Genomic DNA, 15,290 nt, shown 5'->3' on the forward strand with positions numbered 1-15,290 from the left:
CGCGCTGCAACGCAGTGCAGAAGATCCGCTCTCGCGTGACGGAGTCGCCGCATCGCGCCCCCGAGCAAGTGTCGATTAATCCCCGGTAATCAAAGAGAAACACAACCGTTACACCCTCTTCAACGAAGAAGCTATTGTAATGCAACCGTTTGCACGTTACCGTGTGAATCGGTGAAACACCCGTTCATCGGGCGCCTCTCGAGGCCCCGTCGAGGAAGACCATGGAGGAACGAGAATGGCAAGACGCACCTTGATCGCGGCGGCCGCTTCACTGGCCGCTGTGCTGGCCGTCACCGGATGCAGCTCAGGTACCGGCAACGGCGGAGGAGGCGACGCCGAGAGCGGAGACCTCCGCGTGTGGCTCATGCAGGACTCCGTCTCCGAAGATGCGGTCGCGTGGCTCGAAGAGGAGTTCGCCGCTCAGAACCCCGGCTCCACGCTGACAGTGGAGATGCAGCCCTGGGACGACATCGTCTCCCGGCTCCAGACCTCGCTGGCGAGCAAGTCCGAGACGCCCGACATCGTCGAGATCGGCAACACCAAGACCGCGACCTTCGCCAACGTGGGCGCGCTCGCCGACATCTCCGACCTCTACGACGAGGTCGACGGAGACGACCTGATCCCGAGCTTCGTCGAGCAGGCGACGCTCGACGGCAAGACCTACGCGTATCCGCTCTACGCCGGCACCAGCGTCGTCTTCTACCGCACCGACCTCCTCGAGAAGGCCGGCATCCCCGCGCCGGAGACGCTCGATGACCTCGTCGCCGCCGCCGCCACGGTGCAGAAGGCGAACCCCGACGGCGTCGACGGCTTCAAGGGCATCTACTTCCCGGTCGTCGACGTGCACGGGCTCGAGGGCTGGCTGTTCTCGCACGGCGCGAACTACGCCCACGAGAAGGACGGCGCCTGGGTCAGCGGGCTCGACACCCCCGAGGCCAAGGCCGCGCTCGAGCAGATGCAGACCATCTGGCAGAACTCCGCCCTCGGGGCCCTCGACGCCAAGGAGACCGCCGGCAACCCCTGGGTGCCGTACAACAACGGCGAGGTCGCGATGTTCTCCTACCGCGTGTTCGCGCAGGACAGCATCTCCCCCGAGCTCGCGGACGTCACCGGAGTGATGGCGCTTCCGCCGGTCGAGGCCGGAGGCGAGAGCCACCAATTCCTCGGCGGGTCCAACGTCGGCATCGCGGCGAACTCGTCGCAGCAGGCGCTGGCCAAGAAGGCCATGAAGCTGATCCTCAGCGAGGAGTTCATGACCCAGCTCGCCGAGGACTCCGGATGGGTGCCGGGGAACACCACCTTCGCCTCCGCGATCCCCGACGGCATCGTCGCCCCGGAGCTCCAGCAGCAGATCGCCCAGACGAGCGAGCTGACCCCGGCGGCCCCGAACTGGGCGATCGTGGAGGGCAACAACATCCCGGTCGACCTCTACTCGGCGGTCGCGAAGGGTGAGGACATCGACGACGTGGTCACGCGCATCGGCGCGAAGATCGAAGAGACCCTCAACGCCGACTGATGATGACCACTCCCGTGCTCGATGTCGAGGTCGCCCCCGAGGCAGCCCCGCAGCAGAACGCTCCCCGCACGCGCTCGCGTCGCGTGCGGGGAGCGCTGCTCCCGTACCTGCTGATCGCGCCGCTGCTGGCGGCGGTGCTGATCGCGCTGGGCTGGCCCCTGCTGCAGCAGTTCCTCATGTCGCTGCAGAAGTTCGGACTCGCGCAGCAGTTCGGCGCCGAACCCGAATGGGTCGGACTCGCCAACTACGGCAAGATCCTCACCGACCCGAACATGTGGGTGGTGTTCTTCCGTTCCGTGCTCTTCTGCGCCGTGTGCGCATCGCTGTCGATGGTCATCGGGATGCTGATCGCGCTGCTGCTGACCAAGGTGAGCAGCTGGGCGCGCATCGCGCTGCAGGTGACGCTGCTGCTCGTGTGGGCGACTCCCGCCCTGGTGACCATGGTCATCTGGCAGTGGCTCTTCGACGCCCGCTACGGACTGGTGAACTGGATCCTCGCGCGGATCGGCTTTCCGGACATGGCGGGATTCCCGTGGACCTCCACCCCGATGGGCGTCTTCACGATCGCCGCGATCACCGTGATCTGGGGCAGTCTGCCGCTGATCGTCTTCATGATCTACTCCGCGCTGACGCAGGTCCCCGCCGAGGTTCTCGAGGCGGCGGAACTCGACGGGGCGGGACCGTTGACGCGTTTCCGCCACGTCACGATGCCCCTCATCACCCCCGCGGTCATGATCGTCGGCCTCCTGCAGATCGTGTGGGATCTGCGCGTGTTCACGCAGATCTACGTGCTCCAGCAGGCCGGTGTCTCGATCGAGGAGACCAACCTCCTCGGCACCTACATCTATCGGATCGGCATCGGGCAGGGCGAGTACGGCGACGCGTCGGCACTCGCGACGATCGTGCTGATCCTCACCCTGCTGCTCACCTGGAAGTACATCGCGAAGATGTTCGCCCAGCAGAAGGAGGTCTCGGAATGAGCGCCCCGACCATGACCAGGACCACCGACCTCCCGGCCGTCGTGCCCCCGCGCTCGCGGCGGACGATCGGCAGTCGCAACGACACCCGACGGCGCGCCTGGAACGGTGTCGCAGTGGCTGCGGCCTTCCTCCTGGTGTTCCCCATCTACTGGATGGTCAACACGGCGCTGTCGGAGAACGAGGACCTGTTCTCACGCACGCCGCGATTCTTCCCGTTCCCGCTCAGCTTCGACAGCTTCGCCGGGATCCTCGCCGACGGCGGCTTCTGGTCGGCGCTCGGCATGAGCGCGGGGGTGACGGTGATCGTGGTCGTCGTCGCGGTGCTGTTCGGGTTCTTCGCGGCCATCGCCGTGAGCCGCTTCCGGTTCAGAGGCGGCGGGCTCATCATCCTGCTCGTGCTGGTCGTGCAGATGATCCCCACCGAGGCGCTGTTCATCTCGCAGTTCCGGATGCTCGACGGCTGGCACCTGCTGAACACGGTCGGCGGTCTGTCGCTGCTCTACATCGGCACGGTCGTCCCATTCACCGTCTGGCTGCTGCGCGGGTTCATCCACGGCATCCCTGCCGAACTCGAAGAAGCGGCCATGGTCGACGGATGCAGCCGGTTCGGTGCGTTCCTGCGCGTCACGCTGCCGCTGCTCGGGCCGGGCATCGTGACGGCATCGGTCTTCGCGTTCCTGCAGGCGTGGAACGAGTACACCCTGGCGCTCGTGGTGATGACGAAGCCGGGCAACGCCACACTGCCGCTCTGGTTGCAGACGTTCAGCAGTGAGCTGTCGGCCACCGACTGGGCGGGGATCATGGCGGGCGCCACGTTGATCTCGGTGCCCGTCGTCATCCTGTTCCTGATCGTGCAGGGCCGCCTGGGCGCCGGAATGATGGCGGGTGCGGTGAAGGGCTGAGCCGCGCCGAGGCAGGGAGAGCGCCGGCCCCTCGGGGCGGCGCTCTCCCTCCGTCTCCCGGTGCCAGGCCTCAGCCGGCGTGACGGGCGAGCATCCTGCGGACGGAGGGATCCGCGGCGAGATCGGGGGCGAGCAGCTCGAGCAGGGCTCGGTGCGGATCCGGTTGCACGGCCCGCGCATCGAGCTCGGGCGCGGCGGCGTCGTCGAGCGGATGCCCCGCCTGCACTTCGGAGATCACGAACCGCGTCCAGGCGGCGACGGCCGCGATGCCCGCCTCCCCGGTCTCGCCGTCGGACCGCGCTCGACGGACCGGATCGATGATGCGGGCGCGCAGCTTGAGGCTGCTGTCCGCGGCGATCTGGCTCAGCCGGTGGACGATCGCCGGGTTCGCGAATCGGTCGAGAAGGGCCGCGCGGTAGCCGGGGAGGTCGAGGTCGATTCCGGCCTGGCGGGCAGCGGGTTCGAGGCGACCCTCGGCGAGGTCCCAGAGATCGTGCGTGAGTGCGGCGCAGGTCGGATCGGCGATGGCCTCCGCGACCGTCGCGTGTCCGCGCGCGATGCCCGCACAGGCGAGGAGGGAGTGGGCGCCGTTGAGCATCCAGAGCTTGCGCTGTTCGAAAGGGGCGATGTCGGAGACGAAGACGGCCCCGGCATCCTCCCACCGCGGACGGTCGGCACGGCTGCGTCCGCTGAGGATCCAGCTGTGGAACGGCTCGGTCACCACGAGAGTCTCGTCGCGCACGCCCTCGTGCGCGGCGACCATATCGACATCGGCCGCGGTGGTGCGTGGCGTGATGCGATCAACCGAGGTGCTGAGGATGTCGACGTGGGCAGCGATCCACGCCCCGAGCGCGGGAGAGGTCAGCGAGGCGAGATCGCCGAGTACGGCGCGGAGTGCGCCGCCGTTGTCATCGAGGTTGTCGCAGGGGATCAGCGTGATGGTGCTGTCGGGCCGTGCGCGCCGACGGGCGTCGAGCGCCCAGAGCACGCGGCCGGGCATGGTGCGCAGGGCGCCGGGGGTGATGGTGTGCGGCGTCTCTGGGTGGCCGGCGACCGCATCGACCAGCACACGGATGTCGGCGGCAATGTCGGGGTCGGCCGTGTCGAGGCGCCCGTCTCTGCCGCGTCGATAGCCCTTCTCGGTGACCGTCAGTGTCACCACGGTCACCTCGGGGCGGATGGCGTAGTCGCACAGGGCGTCGGTGTCGTCGCCGTCGTGGGCGGCCACGATGCTCTCGACGGTGTCGAGGCGATCGCCGTCCGGTCCGCGCGTGAGCAGCGTGTAGACGGCGTCCTGGCGTTCGAGGATCGTGGCGGCAGTGGGCGAGCGGCCCGTGAACGCCGCGATGCCCCATTCCCGGTGTGCGTCGACCCGCGACGTATACCAGGCCTGGTGCGCGCGATGGAAGGCGCCGAGGCCGAGATGGATGATGCGCACGGGCGCTCGAGCGGCGCGGCGGCGCGGGCTGTGGGCCACGGAACTCCTCGGTAGGCCGGATGAGCCCGGAACCGGGCACGCTCTCAACCTATGATGCGGGGAGTCGTGATGCAAGCGATTGCATCACGAGGTCGGTGCCGGCGCGGAGGATGCTCGTGCGCGTACGGAGGGTTGCAGCAGCATCCGCACCGGAGCCCGGTCGCCGGTCCGCCCCAGCTGTCGCAGCAGGGTGGCCGCGGCAAGGCGGCCGACCTCGCGCTTCGGAGGCGAGACGGCCGTGAGCGGGAGCGGGGCATCCGCGGCCTCCTCGTCGTCGAACGCGACGAGCGCGAGGTCGCTGGGCAGGGAGAACCCGACTCCTCTCAGATGGGGGAGCAGCGCCGTCGCCTCGCGGTCGCCGAGGCAGACGATGCCGTCGAGCCCGGCCGCGTGCGCTCGGCGCGCGTAGTCCGCGAGGGCCGCATCGTCCCATGCGTCGCGGCGCGCCACTGCGTGCGGGAGATCGGCGAGGGCGAGGTCGTCGATCGCGCGACGATAGCCGCGCAGTGCGGCGTCGGCCGTTGCGGTGTCACGGCGGCCGAGGAATCCGATGCGCCGTCGTCCCCGTCTGGCGAGATGCCGTACCGCCGCGTACCCGCCGGCGACGACATCGGTGCAGACCGCCGAGAGCCCGTCGTCCGGAGGGGAATCCTGCGGCATCCGCTCCACGAGCACTGCCGGGATCGGCAGGGATCGGAGCAGGTCGAGCCGCGCGGAAGGGTCGGTCAGGTGCAGGGTGGGGGTGATGAGCAGGCCATCGCATCCGGCGGCCAGGTGCTCGCGGATGCCGCGGATCTCGAGGGCGTCGTCGTAGTCGCTCGATGTGATCCGCAGGATCGCGCCCGAGGTCTGGGCCACCTCCTCGATCCCCTTCAGGACGGTCGGGAAGTAGTAGCTGAGCGAAGGGACGATCACACCGATGAGCGGCGTTCTTGCTGCCGGAGGCGTCGAGACGTAGGTGCCGGATCCCTGCCGACGGACCACGACTCCGTCGGCGACGAGCAGACTCATGGCCCGCCGGACGGTGTTGACCCCGACCGCGTGCGTCGCCGCCAGAGCGGCCTCCGGGGGCAGGCGCTCGCCGCGTGACCACTCGCCGACGGCGATGCGGTCGCGGAGGTGCTGCGCAAGACTCACGAACAGTGGCTGGCTGTTCGGAAACGCTCCCATGTCGCCCCCTGTCCGCGTGCTCTGCTGTGTGCAACCGTATTCATTCTCGGCGGCTCGGGCAAGGGTCGGGGTCGGCGAGACAAGGGATCCGGAGGCCGGGACCGCCCCGATTCCTTCCTCGATTCCTTCCCCTGTGCCGTGACGTCGTTGACCGGCGGATGCCCGCGCGCCACGGTGGCAGACACGACGACTCCGCGCCCGGCGGAGCGGAAGGAGACACCGATGAGACGCACACGCTGGCTGTCGGCGCTGGTCGCCGCGAGCCTTCTCGCCGGAGGGGTGGTCGCCGCGGGCGGCGCATCCTCGGCGCAGGCCGTCACGACCGAGCTCGCGATCACCACTCCCACCGACGGCAGCACCGTCAGCGGCTCCACACTCACGGTCGAGGGGACGTTCGCGAACGCCTCCGAGCTCGTGCTCGTCGTGGGTGCCCAAGAGGTGATCCCGATCCCGGTGACCGGCACGGCCGGCACCTGGAGCATCGATCTCGACATCGCCGACCGTGACGGTCGGCTCGACCTCGCGGTGCGTGCCCGCGACCTCACCACGCTCTACACGACCTGGTCGGAGTTCCTCGCCGTCGAGGTCGACAACCCCGCGGCATCGCGCCCGGTCGTCACGGTCGTCTCGCCGACTGAGGGGGCGTATGCCGGGTCGTCCCTCGACGTCGTCGTCGATGTGGCATCCGACCGCGCGCTCTCGGCCGTCCAGGTGCGGGTGAACGGCGGTGCCTGGCAGGCGGCGACCGCGCAGGGGAGCGCGTACGCGGCATCCTTCCCGGTCACCGGCGCGCGGTTCGCGAGCATCGAGGCTCGCGCGACCGACGTGTCGGGACACACTTCGGACTCGTCGACGACGTACGTCGCTCTCGGTGGCGCCACGGCCGCGACTCCCGTGGTCTACGACCAGGACCGGGCGATGTGGATCTGGGAGCGCGCGTCCTACGAGGCCGTGTTCGACGAAGACGCCCGCGACCGGCTCGGCGCGGTGATGGATGACACCACGACCTTCGGATCCGACCCCGTCCGCACGATCTATCTCGGCGTCGACAAGTACGGCACCACCGACATGCTGCGCGATTCGCGGGCCGAGGTCGCGGCCTTCGTCGAGTGGGCCCGGGCCCGCGGCTACCACGTGCAGGCCACGGTCGCCGGGGGGACGCGACCGCCGTACCTCGGGGCGCTGGAGCAGTTCGAGCATTTCGCGGTCGACGAGTTCGAGAAGGTCCTCGACTACAACCTCGCCGTCCCGGAGGGCGCGCGGTTCGACGGCATCAACGTCGATATCGAGCCGTACATCCTCAGCGACTGGAAGCTGCCCGACAACGGTGGGCTCCCGAACCGGTGGCTGGAGATCCTCGACACCCTCATCGAGCGCCGCGACGCCTCCGGGCTCCCCGTGCTGGTCGGGCCTGCGATCCCGCGCTGGCTGGACTCATCGGCGTGCTGCACCTCGATTACCTGGAACGGCCAGACCAAGGCGCTCAGCGACCACATCCAGGACATGACCGACTACATCGCGATCATGGACTACCGCGATACGGCCGACGGCAGTGCCGGCATTATCGCCCAGGCGCAGCACGAGATCGACTACGCGAACCAGATCGGCAAGCCGAACTCGGTGGTGGTCGGCATCGAGACCAAGGACCTCTCCGGAACGGGTGACCCCGAGACGGTGACGTTCTGGGAGGAGGGGCGCACGTACCTCGAGGGTGAGCTCGACAAGACGTATGCCGCGTTCCAGGATGACGCCTCGTTCGGCGGCATCGCCATGCACCACTACGACGACCTGCTCATGCTGCCGTCGGCGTGGGACGACGCGCCGCCGGTGTACTACCCGGTGCCGGGATCAGGGCCGGGAGGTCCGGCGATGCCGTGAGCCCCGAACGGCGGGCGGCCTCTCGGGGCCGCCCGCCTGCGTCTGCGGCAGGGTTCCCCGCGCTCGCCTCCCGGACGCCAGAGGCGCGCACGCCCCCAGGCTCAGCGCCCGAGCTTCTCCGCGCACGCGACGCAGTACTCGGCGAACGGCCGCACCGCCAGGCGTGCCGCCGGGATCGGCCGCCCGCAGTTCGCGCAGATGCCGTAGGTACCGGCATCCATCCGGGCGAGCGCGTCGTCGACCTGGTGGAGTTCGGAGGCTGCGGCCTCTGCGAGCCCGGTCAGGCGCGACCACTCCGACGAGAGGGTGACGCCTTCGGGGTCGTGCTCGTCGTCGTCGTTCGAGCCTGCGCGGTCATGCGTCAGCTCGGCCAGCATCGCGGAGGTGGAGGCCACACGTGCCTCGGCCTGCGCGCGGAGGTCCGTGAGGAGGGCGCGAAGGTCGGTGGTCATCCGCCCACTCTAGGCACACGCACCGCTTCGGGAGGAGTTCTCGGACTCGGGCGGAGCATCCGCGCGAAGCCGTCCGCCGGGACCGCGCGTCTCAGCCGAGCAGCAGCGTGAGCACGGTCGCGCCTCCGCCGCCGAGGATCAGCGCGACGATGACGGTCCAGGCCACGATGCGGATGCGACGGTTGCGGCGCTCGCCGAGGCTGCCGTAATCCTCTTCGTTCGGGTTCTGGCGGCTGACGTCGCTCATGCGGTCACCGGCTCCGTGACGGTCGGACCGAAGTACGACGGAAGCGTGGCGGCCGAGCGCTCGCGCAGCTCCGCGGCCGAGACCGTGAAGACGCCCTGCACCTCGAGCTGCGGTTCGCTGTCGGTCACGCCGATGCGTGCTACCGGGTAGCCGCGTCCCTCGCAGAGTCCGCGGAACTTCACGTCGTCCTCACGGGGAACCGTCACGATGACGCGACCGGTCGACTCGGAGAACAGAGCGGATGCCACATCGACCCCGTCGCGCTCGATGATCTCGTTCAGCCACACACGGGCGCCGACGCCGAAGCGCATGACGCCCTCGGCGAGGGCCTGGCCGAGGCCGCCCTCCGACACATCGTGCGCCGAGGAGATGAGCCACTCGTCACGCGCTGCCGCGAGCAGGCCGGCGAGGCGTTTCTCTCCGGCGAGGTCGACCTTCGGGGGCAGTCCGCCGAGGTGGTCGTGCACGACGTCTGCCCAGGCCGAACCCGACAGCTCGGTCGAGGTGGTGCCGAGCAGGTAGATGTTCTGGCCGATGTCCTGCCATCCGGAGGGGATGCGGCGCGAGACGTCGTCGATGATGCCGAGCACGCCCACCAGCGGGGTCGGGTGGATCGGTACATCGCCGGTCTGGTTGTAGAACGAGACGTTGCCGCCGGTGACCGGGGTGCCGAGTTCGTAGCATCCGTCGGCGAGGCCGTCGACCGTCTGCCCGAACTGCCACATGACCTCGGGGTTCTCGGGGGAGCCGAAGTTCAGGCAGTCGGTGATAGCGGTCGGGGTCGCTCCGGTGACGGCGACGTTGCGGTACGCCTCGGCCAGCGCGAGCTGCGCACCCGCGTAGGGGTCGAGCTGGCAGTAGCGGCCGTTCGCGTCGGTCGAGATCGCGAAGCCCAGGCCCGACTCCTCGTCGACGCGGATCATGCCGGCGTCGTCGGGGAAGCTCAGTGCCGTGTTGCCGAGCACGAAGTAGTCGTACTGGTTCGTGATCCAGCGGGTGTCGGCCAGGTTCGGCGAGCCGACCAGGTTCAGGAACTGCTCGCGCAGCGTCTCGGGGTCGTCGGAGCGCGCGAGGTTCTCGGCAGCATCCGCCTGCAGCGCGTCGATCCACGTCGGGTACGCGACCGGACGGTCGTAGACCGGGCCGTCGACCGCGACGGTCGAGGGGTCGACGTCGACGATGCGCTCGCCCTGCCAGTCGATCACGAGGCGTCCGTCTCCGGTGACCTCACCGAGCACCGAGGTCTCCACGTCCCACTTCTTCACGACCGCGAGGAACGCGTCGAGCTTCTCGGGGGCGACGATCGCCATCATGCGCTCCTGCGACTCCGACATGAGGATCTCCTCGGCCGTGAGCGTGGGGTCGCGCAGCAGCACGTTGTCGAGCGAGACCTTCATGCCGCTGTTGCCGTTGGCGGCGAGCTCGCTCGTGGCGCAGGAGATGCCGGCGGCACCGAGGTCCTGGATCGCCTCGACCAGCTCGTCGCGGTAGAGCTCGAGGCAGCACTCGATGAGCACCTTCTCGGCGAACGGGTCGCCGACCTGCACCGCGGGGCGCTTGGTCGGGCCGCCGTCGGCGAACGTGTCGGAGGCCAGGATGCTGGCGCCGCCGATGCCGTCACCACCCGTGCGAGCGCCGAAGAGCACGACCTTGTTGCCGACGCCGGTCGCGTTGGCCAGCTTGAGGTCCTCATGGCGGAGCACGCCGACCGCCAGCGCGTTCACGAGCGGGTTCGCCTGGTAGACCGCGTCGAACACGGTCTCGCCGCCGATGTTCGGCAGGCCGAGGCAGTTGCCGTAGAAGCTGATGCCGCTGGTCACGCCGTGCACGACGCGGGCGGTGTCGGGGTGGTCGATCGCGCCGAAGCGCAGGGCGTCCATGACCGCGACCGGGCGGGCGCCCATCGAGATGATGTCGCGCACGATGCCGCCGACGCCGGTCGCCGCACCCTGGAAGGGCTCGATGAACGAGGGGTGGTTGTGCGACTCGGCCTTGAAGGTGACGGCCCAGCCCTCGCCGACGTCGATGACGCCCGCGTTCTGGCCCATGCCCACCATGAGGCGTTCCTTCATCTCGTCGCTGACCTTCTGACCGAAGCGACGCAGGTAGTTCTTGCTGCTCTTGTACGAGCAGTGCTCGCTCCACATGACGGAGTACATCGCCAGCTCGCCCGAGGTGGGGCGGCGGCCGAGGATCTCCTTGATGCGCTCGTACTCGTCGGGCTTGAGTCCGAGGGCCGCGTACGGCTGCTCCTTCTCGGGCGTCGCGATCGCGTTCTCGACAGAGTCGGGGACGTGCTTGTGGGAAGGTGCAGGGGCGGTGGTCACGCGCACTCCAAAGGAAGGGGCCGGCGGGGCAGCTCCATTCTACCGGCGTGTGTCCACCCGGATTTCCGCATCGCGTGCGGCCTCGAACCGTTCCGCCAGCACCCCGGCCGCATCGCGCAGCGCGGCAGGTCCCACGATCGTGAACGGGGCGTCGAACCGGGCGACCGCGGCGAGCACGCCGGTCCACGACCACGAGCCCACCGTGATCCGGCAGGACCTGTCGTCGATCTCCTCGAGCGTGCCGTCGCCGATCCACGGGGCGACCTCGCGAGCGGTCAGCGCGATCTCGACCACGCCGGTGCACGGCCAACGGTCCTCGGTCGTCGATCCCTTCGCCCGCGCCGCCAGGTAGGTCTGTGCATCCGCCGCCGGCAGCGGTCGGGGCGTGAAAGAGGGGCCGGTCGGGATGCGGGGATGCACGCGGTCGAGCCGGAAGATGCGCCAGTCGCCGGCATCCAGATCCCAGGCGAGCAGGTACCAGCGTCCCTCGCGCGCCACGACGGCATGCGGCTCAGTGCGCCGGACGGGCCGATCGCCCGACGCCGGGCCCGACGCCGGGTCATAGTCGAACCGCAGCACGAGCCGGTCGCGCACGGCCGCGCTCGCCGCCTCCAGCACGGCCGGATCGACCCTGGTCGTGTTCTCGACGTCGGTGAAGCGGATGCCGTCGACGCGGTGCCGCAGCCGCGAGGGCATCACCTGCCGCACGGTCGCGAGCGCGCGCGACGCGGCCTCGTCGATGTCGATGCCGCTCGAGGGCACGCTCTGCAGGGCGACCGCGATCGCCACGGCCTGATCGTCGTCGAACAGCAGCGGTGGCAGCTCCGACCCCGCCGCGAGACGGTACCCGCCGTCCGGTCCCTTGACCGCGCCGATCCGGTATCCCAGTTCACGCAGTCGATCCACATCGCGGCGCACGGTACGCGGGCTCACCGCCAGTCGCTCGGCCAGCACGTGGCCCGGCCAGTCCCGCGGCGTCTGCAGCAGCGAGAGCAGCGCGAGCATGCGCGAGGAGCTTCCGGTCATGTCGTCCATTGTGCGCCGAGAAGAGGACCGAAGCTGACCGCTTCTGTTGCGATCGTTGATCCGATGGCGGTTCCGACCGACGGAACGCCTGAAGAAAGGGACATCCCATGACTCTCACGACCACCACGCACCTGAACTTCCGCGGCGTCGCCCGGCAGGCGCTCGACTTCTACCAGTCCGTGTTCGGCGGCGAGATCACGGCCGCGACCTATGGCGACGTCGGCATGCCCGCGGGGGTGCCCGGCGCCGACAAGATCGTGTTCGGACAGCTGCAGACCGCCGACGGCATCCGCCTGATGGCCTACGACGTCCCGGGTCAGGACGATCCGGATGCCTCGGCCACCGCCGGTTCGACGCACCGCGAGAACGGCGCCACGATCACGGATCGCACGTTCTTCCAGTCCCTGCGCGGCGACTCGCTCGACCAGATCACAAGTTACTGGGACGCGCTGGCCGACGGCGCCGTGATCGTCGAGCCGCTCGCGGCCTCGGCCTGGTCGGCGGGCTTCGGCATGCTCACCGACCGCTTCGGGGTGACCTGGGTGCTCGACGTGCAGGCCGGCTGAGGCCGCGGCGGCGCTTCGCGCGACCGTCGGGGCATGCGCGCCCGGCGCTTCCGTCGGCCGATGTTCCCGGCGGCCAGATGCACGTTCTTCGGCCAATTCCGCTCAGTATGGCCGAGAATCGTGCGTCTGGCCGCGCAAAGCGCGCGCAGAATCCGCACCGCGCACCCCGGCGCCACGGCTTACGCGGTCTCGGGGGCCACGACGGTGGTCGCGCCGCGCCTCACGCGCATGAGCGACTCTGCCGAGAGGGCGGCCTCCGCGGCCGTGGGGCGCTCGGCCGGGTCCAGGCGCGTCATCCGCTCGAGCAGGTGGCGCCAGTCGTCGCGGATGCGATCCGGGATCGCGGGCGGATTCATGACGCGGGCGGTCGCGGCGCCGCGGCCGGATCCGTTCGCGGGGTACGCCAGGGACCCGGTCAGCGCCTCGAGCGCGACCAGGCCGAGGCTGAACACGTCACCGGCAGTGCCGGGCTCGGCGTCACGCAGCAGCTCTGGCGCCATGTACGCGAAGGTGCCGAGCACGACGCCGGGTGCCGTCATGCGGGGGCTGCCGACTTCGCAGGCGATGCCGAAGTCCGCGAGCTTCGCCGTCCACGGACCCCCGAGCGCGTCGCGGGCGAGCATGATGTTGGACGGCTTCACGTCTCGGTGGATGATCCCCGCCGCATGCACGACGGCCAGCCCCTCGGCGAGGTCCCTGGTGAAACGGGCGACCTGGCGAGGGCGCATCGGACCGCTGGTGAGCCGTCGGGCGAGCGTGGGGCCGTCGACGAACTCCATCACCAGGTAGCGAGGGCGTCCGGGGATCAGCTGCGCGTCGTACAGCGTCACCAGCGAGCGGTGGTCGACGGCGGCCAGCAGCGCCTTCTCGGTGTGGGCGCGGTCGGCGGATGCGGCGGCGCGGTCATCCTCGTGGATCATCTTGATCGCGACCGGGCGCTCCATGCGGGTGTCCATCGCGTGATAGACGGTCGACATCCCGCCGCGTCCGACGCGCTCCTGGAGCAGGTAGCGGTCGTCGAGCAGAGCGGTCGCCGGTGAGACGACGTCGAGCGTCATCGCGGCACCCTCGCGGCGGCATTCTCGTGAAGCATGCTCCGAAACTATGTCGCCCGCACGAACGCGTCTGCTCCCTTGACTCCGATGCGCAGTCGTGAGAGGCGCGGCGTCTCGGGGCGCGCCACGATCACCTCACACGTGCGCTGACCCCTCTCGCGTTATCCGCCGACATGTGAAGTGCGGGGTGCGAGTCGCATCCGTAGATTGGTCGAGTCCCGCTGTGAAGGAGCTGTCCCATGACCGAGATCCAGACCACGACTTGTCGGTCCTGTCCGGGCGCTGCCTGAGTCCTGCCATGGCCGAGTCCCTCCCGTCCCATCCGTTCGACGCCCGTTCGCGGGTGCAGCTCGATCGACCGCACAGCCGCAAGTGGAGCCTGCATCCGGGCACGATCGGTGCCTGGGTCGCGGAGATGGACTTCGGGGTCGCGCCCCCGATCGCCGAGGCTCTGGGCCGCGCGGTGGCCGACGAGAACCTCGGCTACCTGTCGCCTCCGGTGGCGGCGGACCTCAGCGAGGCCACGTCCGACTGGATGCGGAACGAGTACGGATGGGCGGTCGACCCCGAGCGTGTGCATCATGTGGCGGATGTGATGGCCGCACTGGGCGTGGCCGTGAGGGAGTACTCGCCGGCCGGCTCGGCCGTGATCGTACCCACCCCGGCATACATGCCGTTTCTGACATATCTACCCTCGATCGGCCATCCCGTGATCGAGGTGCCGGGCGTCGAGGTCGATGGCCGCTGGCAGCACGACCTGGAACGCATCGATGAGGCCTTCGCCGCCGGGGCGCGGACGCTGGTGCTCTGCAATCCGCACAACCCCACCGGCACCATCGCCGGGCGCGAAGAGCTCGAGGCGATCGCGGAGATCGTCGAGCGGCACGGCGGACGCGTGTTCGCCGATGAGATCCACGCGCCGCTGCGTTTCGACCAGGCGCCGTTCATCCCCTACGCGTCGATCTCGGGTGCCGCGGCCGGCCACACCGTCACCGGGACCAGCGCCTCGAAGGCGTGGAACATCGCGGGACTCAAGACCGCGCAGCTGATCACCTCGAACGACGCCGACCAGGAGCTGTACCGAAAGTTCGGCTTCGCGGTGCACCACGGTGCGTCGACGCTCGGAGTCGTGGCCTCGACCGCCGCGTACCGGCACGGCAGGCCCTGGCTCGACGAGGTGATCGAGTACCTCGACGGTTCGCGAAGGCAGCTCGCGTCGCTCGTGGAACAGCACCTTCCCGGCGCCGTGTACCGCATGCCCGAAGCGACATACATCGGCTGGATCGACGTCGGAGCGCTCGGTATCGACAGCCCTCCCGCGGAGTTCTTCCGTGAGCAGGCCGACGTGGTGCTCACCGAGGGGCGCCTGCTCGGACGCGGATACGAGGACTACGTGCGTATCGTCTTCGCGACCCCGCGACCGATCCTGGAAGAGGCCTTCGTCGCCATGGGTGATGCCGTGCGGGGGCGGGCGTAGGAGGCATCCGAGCATCTACCTCGGGCGCGGCATCCACCTGAGGTCTTGCATCCGCCTGCATCCGCCTGCAGCCCCTGCAGCCCCTGCAGCCATCCCTAACGGCATGCATGGACTGGGCGCATCGATTCGATGAACCGTCTCCCCGGCGCCTCAACGCTCTCACTGAGATCGGTGTGGAATATATCGGGGCGTCCTCGTATGTGTGCTTTCATTTCTC

General features: G+C 69.4%; 13 protein-coding genes. 6 read left to right on the forward strand and 7 right to left on the reverse strand.

Annotated elements, in window-relative coordinates; all coding sequences use genetic code 11:
* Window positions 1-235: 235 nt before the first annotated feature.
* The 3 genes from KZC51_RS03795 to KZC51_RS03805 are packed head-to-tail and all read left to right on the forward strand — an operon-like array spanning window position 236 to window position 3,398.
* Complete coding sequence (locus KZC51_RS03795; protein WP_247628682.1) at window positions 236-1,516, forward strand: extracellular solute-binding protein; 1,281 nt, start codon at window positions 236-238, stop codon at window positions 1,514-1,516.
* On the forward strand, window positions 1,516-2,496 hold the full coding sequence (locus tag KZC51_RS03800; RefSeq protein WP_247628683.1) for a carbohydrate ABC transporter permease: 981 nt from the start codon (window positions 1,516-1,518) through the stop codon (window positions 2,494-2,496). Before KZC51_RS03795 ends, KZC51_RS03800 begins: the two co-directional genes overlap by 1 nt.
* Complete coding sequence (locus KZC51_RS03805; RefSeq protein WP_247628684.1) at window positions 2,493-3,398, forward strand: carbohydrate ABC transporter permease; 906 nt, start codon at window positions 2,493-2,495, stop codon at window positions 3,396-3,398. The genes KZC51_RS03800 and KZC51_RS03805 overlap by 4 nt, the downstream gene beginning before the upstream one ends.
* A 70-nt stretch (window positions 3,399-3,468) precedes the next feature.
* On the opposite strand, the gene KZC51_RS03810 is transcribed toward KZC51_RS03805, so the two are convergent.
* Both KZC51_RS03810 and KZC51_RS03815 read right to left on the reverse strand, forming a co-directional pair.
* On the reverse strand, window positions 3,469-4,875 hold the full coding sequence (locus KZC51_RS03810) for a mannitol dehydrogenase family protein (protein ID WP_247628685.1): 1,407 nt from the start codon (window positions 4,873-4,875) through the stop codon (window positions 3,469-3,471).
* Between the two features lie 84 nt (window positions 4,876-4,959).
* Window positions 4,960-6,012, reverse strand: coding sequence for a substrate-binding domain-containing protein (locus KZC51_RS03815; RefSeq protein ID WP_247628686.1), 1,053 nt, complete (start codon window positions 6,010-6,012; stop codon window positions 4,960-4,962).
* A 255-nt stretch (window positions 6,013-6,267) separates the two neighbouring features.
* Between KZC51_RS03815 and KZC51_RS03820 the strand changes: the two genes are divergently transcribed.
* On the forward strand, window positions 6,268-7,923 hold the full coding sequence (locus KZC51_RS03820; protein ID WP_247628687.1) for a hypothetical protein: 1,656 nt from the start codon (window positions 6,268-6,270) through the stop codon (window positions 7,921-7,923).
* A gap of 101 nt (window positions 7,924-8,024) precedes the next feature.
* On the opposite strand, the gene KZC51_RS03825 is transcribed toward KZC51_RS03820, so the two are convergent.
* The 4 genes from KZC51_RS03825 to KZC51_RS03840 form a co-directional block, all read right to left on the reverse strand.
* Window positions 8,025-8,375 carry a TraR/DksA family transcriptional regulator gene (locus KZC51_RS03825; RefSeq protein WP_247628688.1) on the reverse strand — a complete coding sequence of 117 codons (351 nt, stop codon included), beginning with the start codon at window positions 8,373-8,375 and terminating at the stop codon, window positions 8,025-8,027.
* 91 nt (window positions 8,376-8,466) lie between these two features.
* Window positions 8,467-8,622, reverse strand: a complete 156-nt coding sequence (locus KZC51_RS03830; protein ID WP_247628689.1) for a hypothetical protein — start codon at window positions 8,620-8,622, stop codon at window positions 8,467-8,469.
* The gene (gene purL / locus KZC51_RS03835; protein ID WP_247628690.1) at window positions 8,619-10,949 is read right to left on the reverse strand and encodes a phosphoribosylformylglycinamidine synthase subunit PurL; all 2,331 of its coding nucleotides are present in this window, start codon (window positions 10,947-10,949) and stop codon (window positions 8,619-8,621) included. The genes KZC51_RS03830 and purL overlap by 4 nt, the downstream gene beginning before the upstream one ends.
* A gap of 39 nt (window positions 10,950-10,988) precedes the next feature.
* Window positions 10,989-11,975, reverse strand: a complete 987-nt coding sequence (locus KZC51_RS03840; RefSeq protein ID WP_247628691.1) for a helix-turn-helix transcriptional regulator — start codon at window positions 11,973-11,975, stop codon at window positions 10,989-10,991.
* A gap of 107 nt (window positions 11,976-12,082) precedes the next feature.
* On the opposite strand from KZC51_RS03840, the gene KZC51_RS03845 reads away from it, so the two are divergent.
* Window positions 12,083-12,541 (forward strand): VOC family protein, encoded by a 459-nt coding sequence (locus tag KZC51_RS03845; RefSeq protein ID WP_247628692.1) that lies wholly within the window; start codon window positions 12,083-12,085, stop codon window positions 12,539-12,541.
* A gap of 179 nt (window positions 12,542-12,720) precedes the next feature.
* Here the strand turns inward: KZC51_RS03845 and KZC51_RS03850 are convergent, their stop codons facing one another.
* Window positions 12,721-13,599 carry a serine/threonine-protein kinase gene (locus tag KZC51_RS03850; protein ID WP_247628693.1) on the reverse strand — a complete coding sequence of 293 codons (879 nt, stop codon included), beginning with the start codon at window positions 13,597-13,599 and terminating at the stop codon, window positions 12,721-12,723.
* Window positions 13,600-13,894: 295 nt separating this feature from the next.
* On the opposite strand from KZC51_RS03850, the gene KZC51_RS03855 reads away from it, so the two are divergent.
* Window positions 13,895-15,073 (forward strand): MalY/PatB family protein, encoded by a 1,179-nt coding sequence (locus KZC51_RS03855; RefSeq protein WP_247628694.1) that lies wholly within the window; start codon window positions 13,895-13,897, stop codon window positions 15,071-15,073.
* Window positions 15,074-15,290 lie beyond the last annotated feature (217 nt).

Source organism: Microbacterium croceum (genome assembly GCF_023091245.1).
GTDB classification, from domain to species: domain Bacteria; phylum Actinomycetota; class Actinomycetes; order Actinomycetales; family Microbacteriaceae; genus Microbacterium; species Microbacterium croceum.

Bases quoted from the DNA above. Each gene is read 5' to 3' on its own strand.
- KZC51_RS03820 (WP_247628687.1), top strand. From the start codon at position 6,268: ATGAGACGCACACGCTGGCTGTCGGCGCTGGTCGCCGCGAGCCTTCTC.
- KZC51_RS03800 (WP_247628683.1), top strand. From the start codon at position 1,516: ATGATGACCACTCCCGTGCTCGATGTCGAGGTCGCCCCCGAGGCAGCC.
- KZC51_RS03855 (WP_247628694.1), top strand. From the start codon at position 13,895: ATGGCCGAGTCCCTCCCGTCCCATCCGTTCGACGCCCGTTCGCGGGTG.
- KZC51_RS03795 (WP_247628682.1), top strand. From the start codon at position 236: ATGGCAAGACGCACCTTGATCGCGGCGGCCGCTTCACTGGCCGCTGTG.
- KZC51_RS03805 (WP_247628684.1), top strand. From the start codon at position 2,493: ATGAGCGCCCCGACCATGACCAGGACCACCGACCTCCCGGCCGTCGTG.
- KZC51_RS03845 (WP_247628692.1), top strand. From the start codon at position 12,083: ATGACTCTCACGACCACCACGCACCTGAACTTCCGCGGCGTCGCCCGG.
- KZC51_RS03825 (WP_247628688.1), bottom strand. From the start codon at position 8,375: ATGACCACCGACCTTCGCGCCCTCCTCACGGACCTCCGCGCGCAGGCC.
- KZC51_RS03830 (WP_247628689.1), bottom strand. From the start codon at position 8,622: ATGAGCGACGTCAGCCGCCAGAACCCGAACGAAGAGGATTACGGCAGC.
- KZC51_RS03840 (WP_247628691.1), bottom strand. From the start codon at position 11,975: ATGACCGGAAGCTCCTCGCGCATGCTCGCGCTGCTCTCGCTGCTGCAG.
- KZC51_RS03850 (WP_247628693.1), bottom strand. From the start codon at position 13,599: ATGACGCTCGACGTCGTCTCACCGGCGACCGCTCTGCTCGACGACCGC.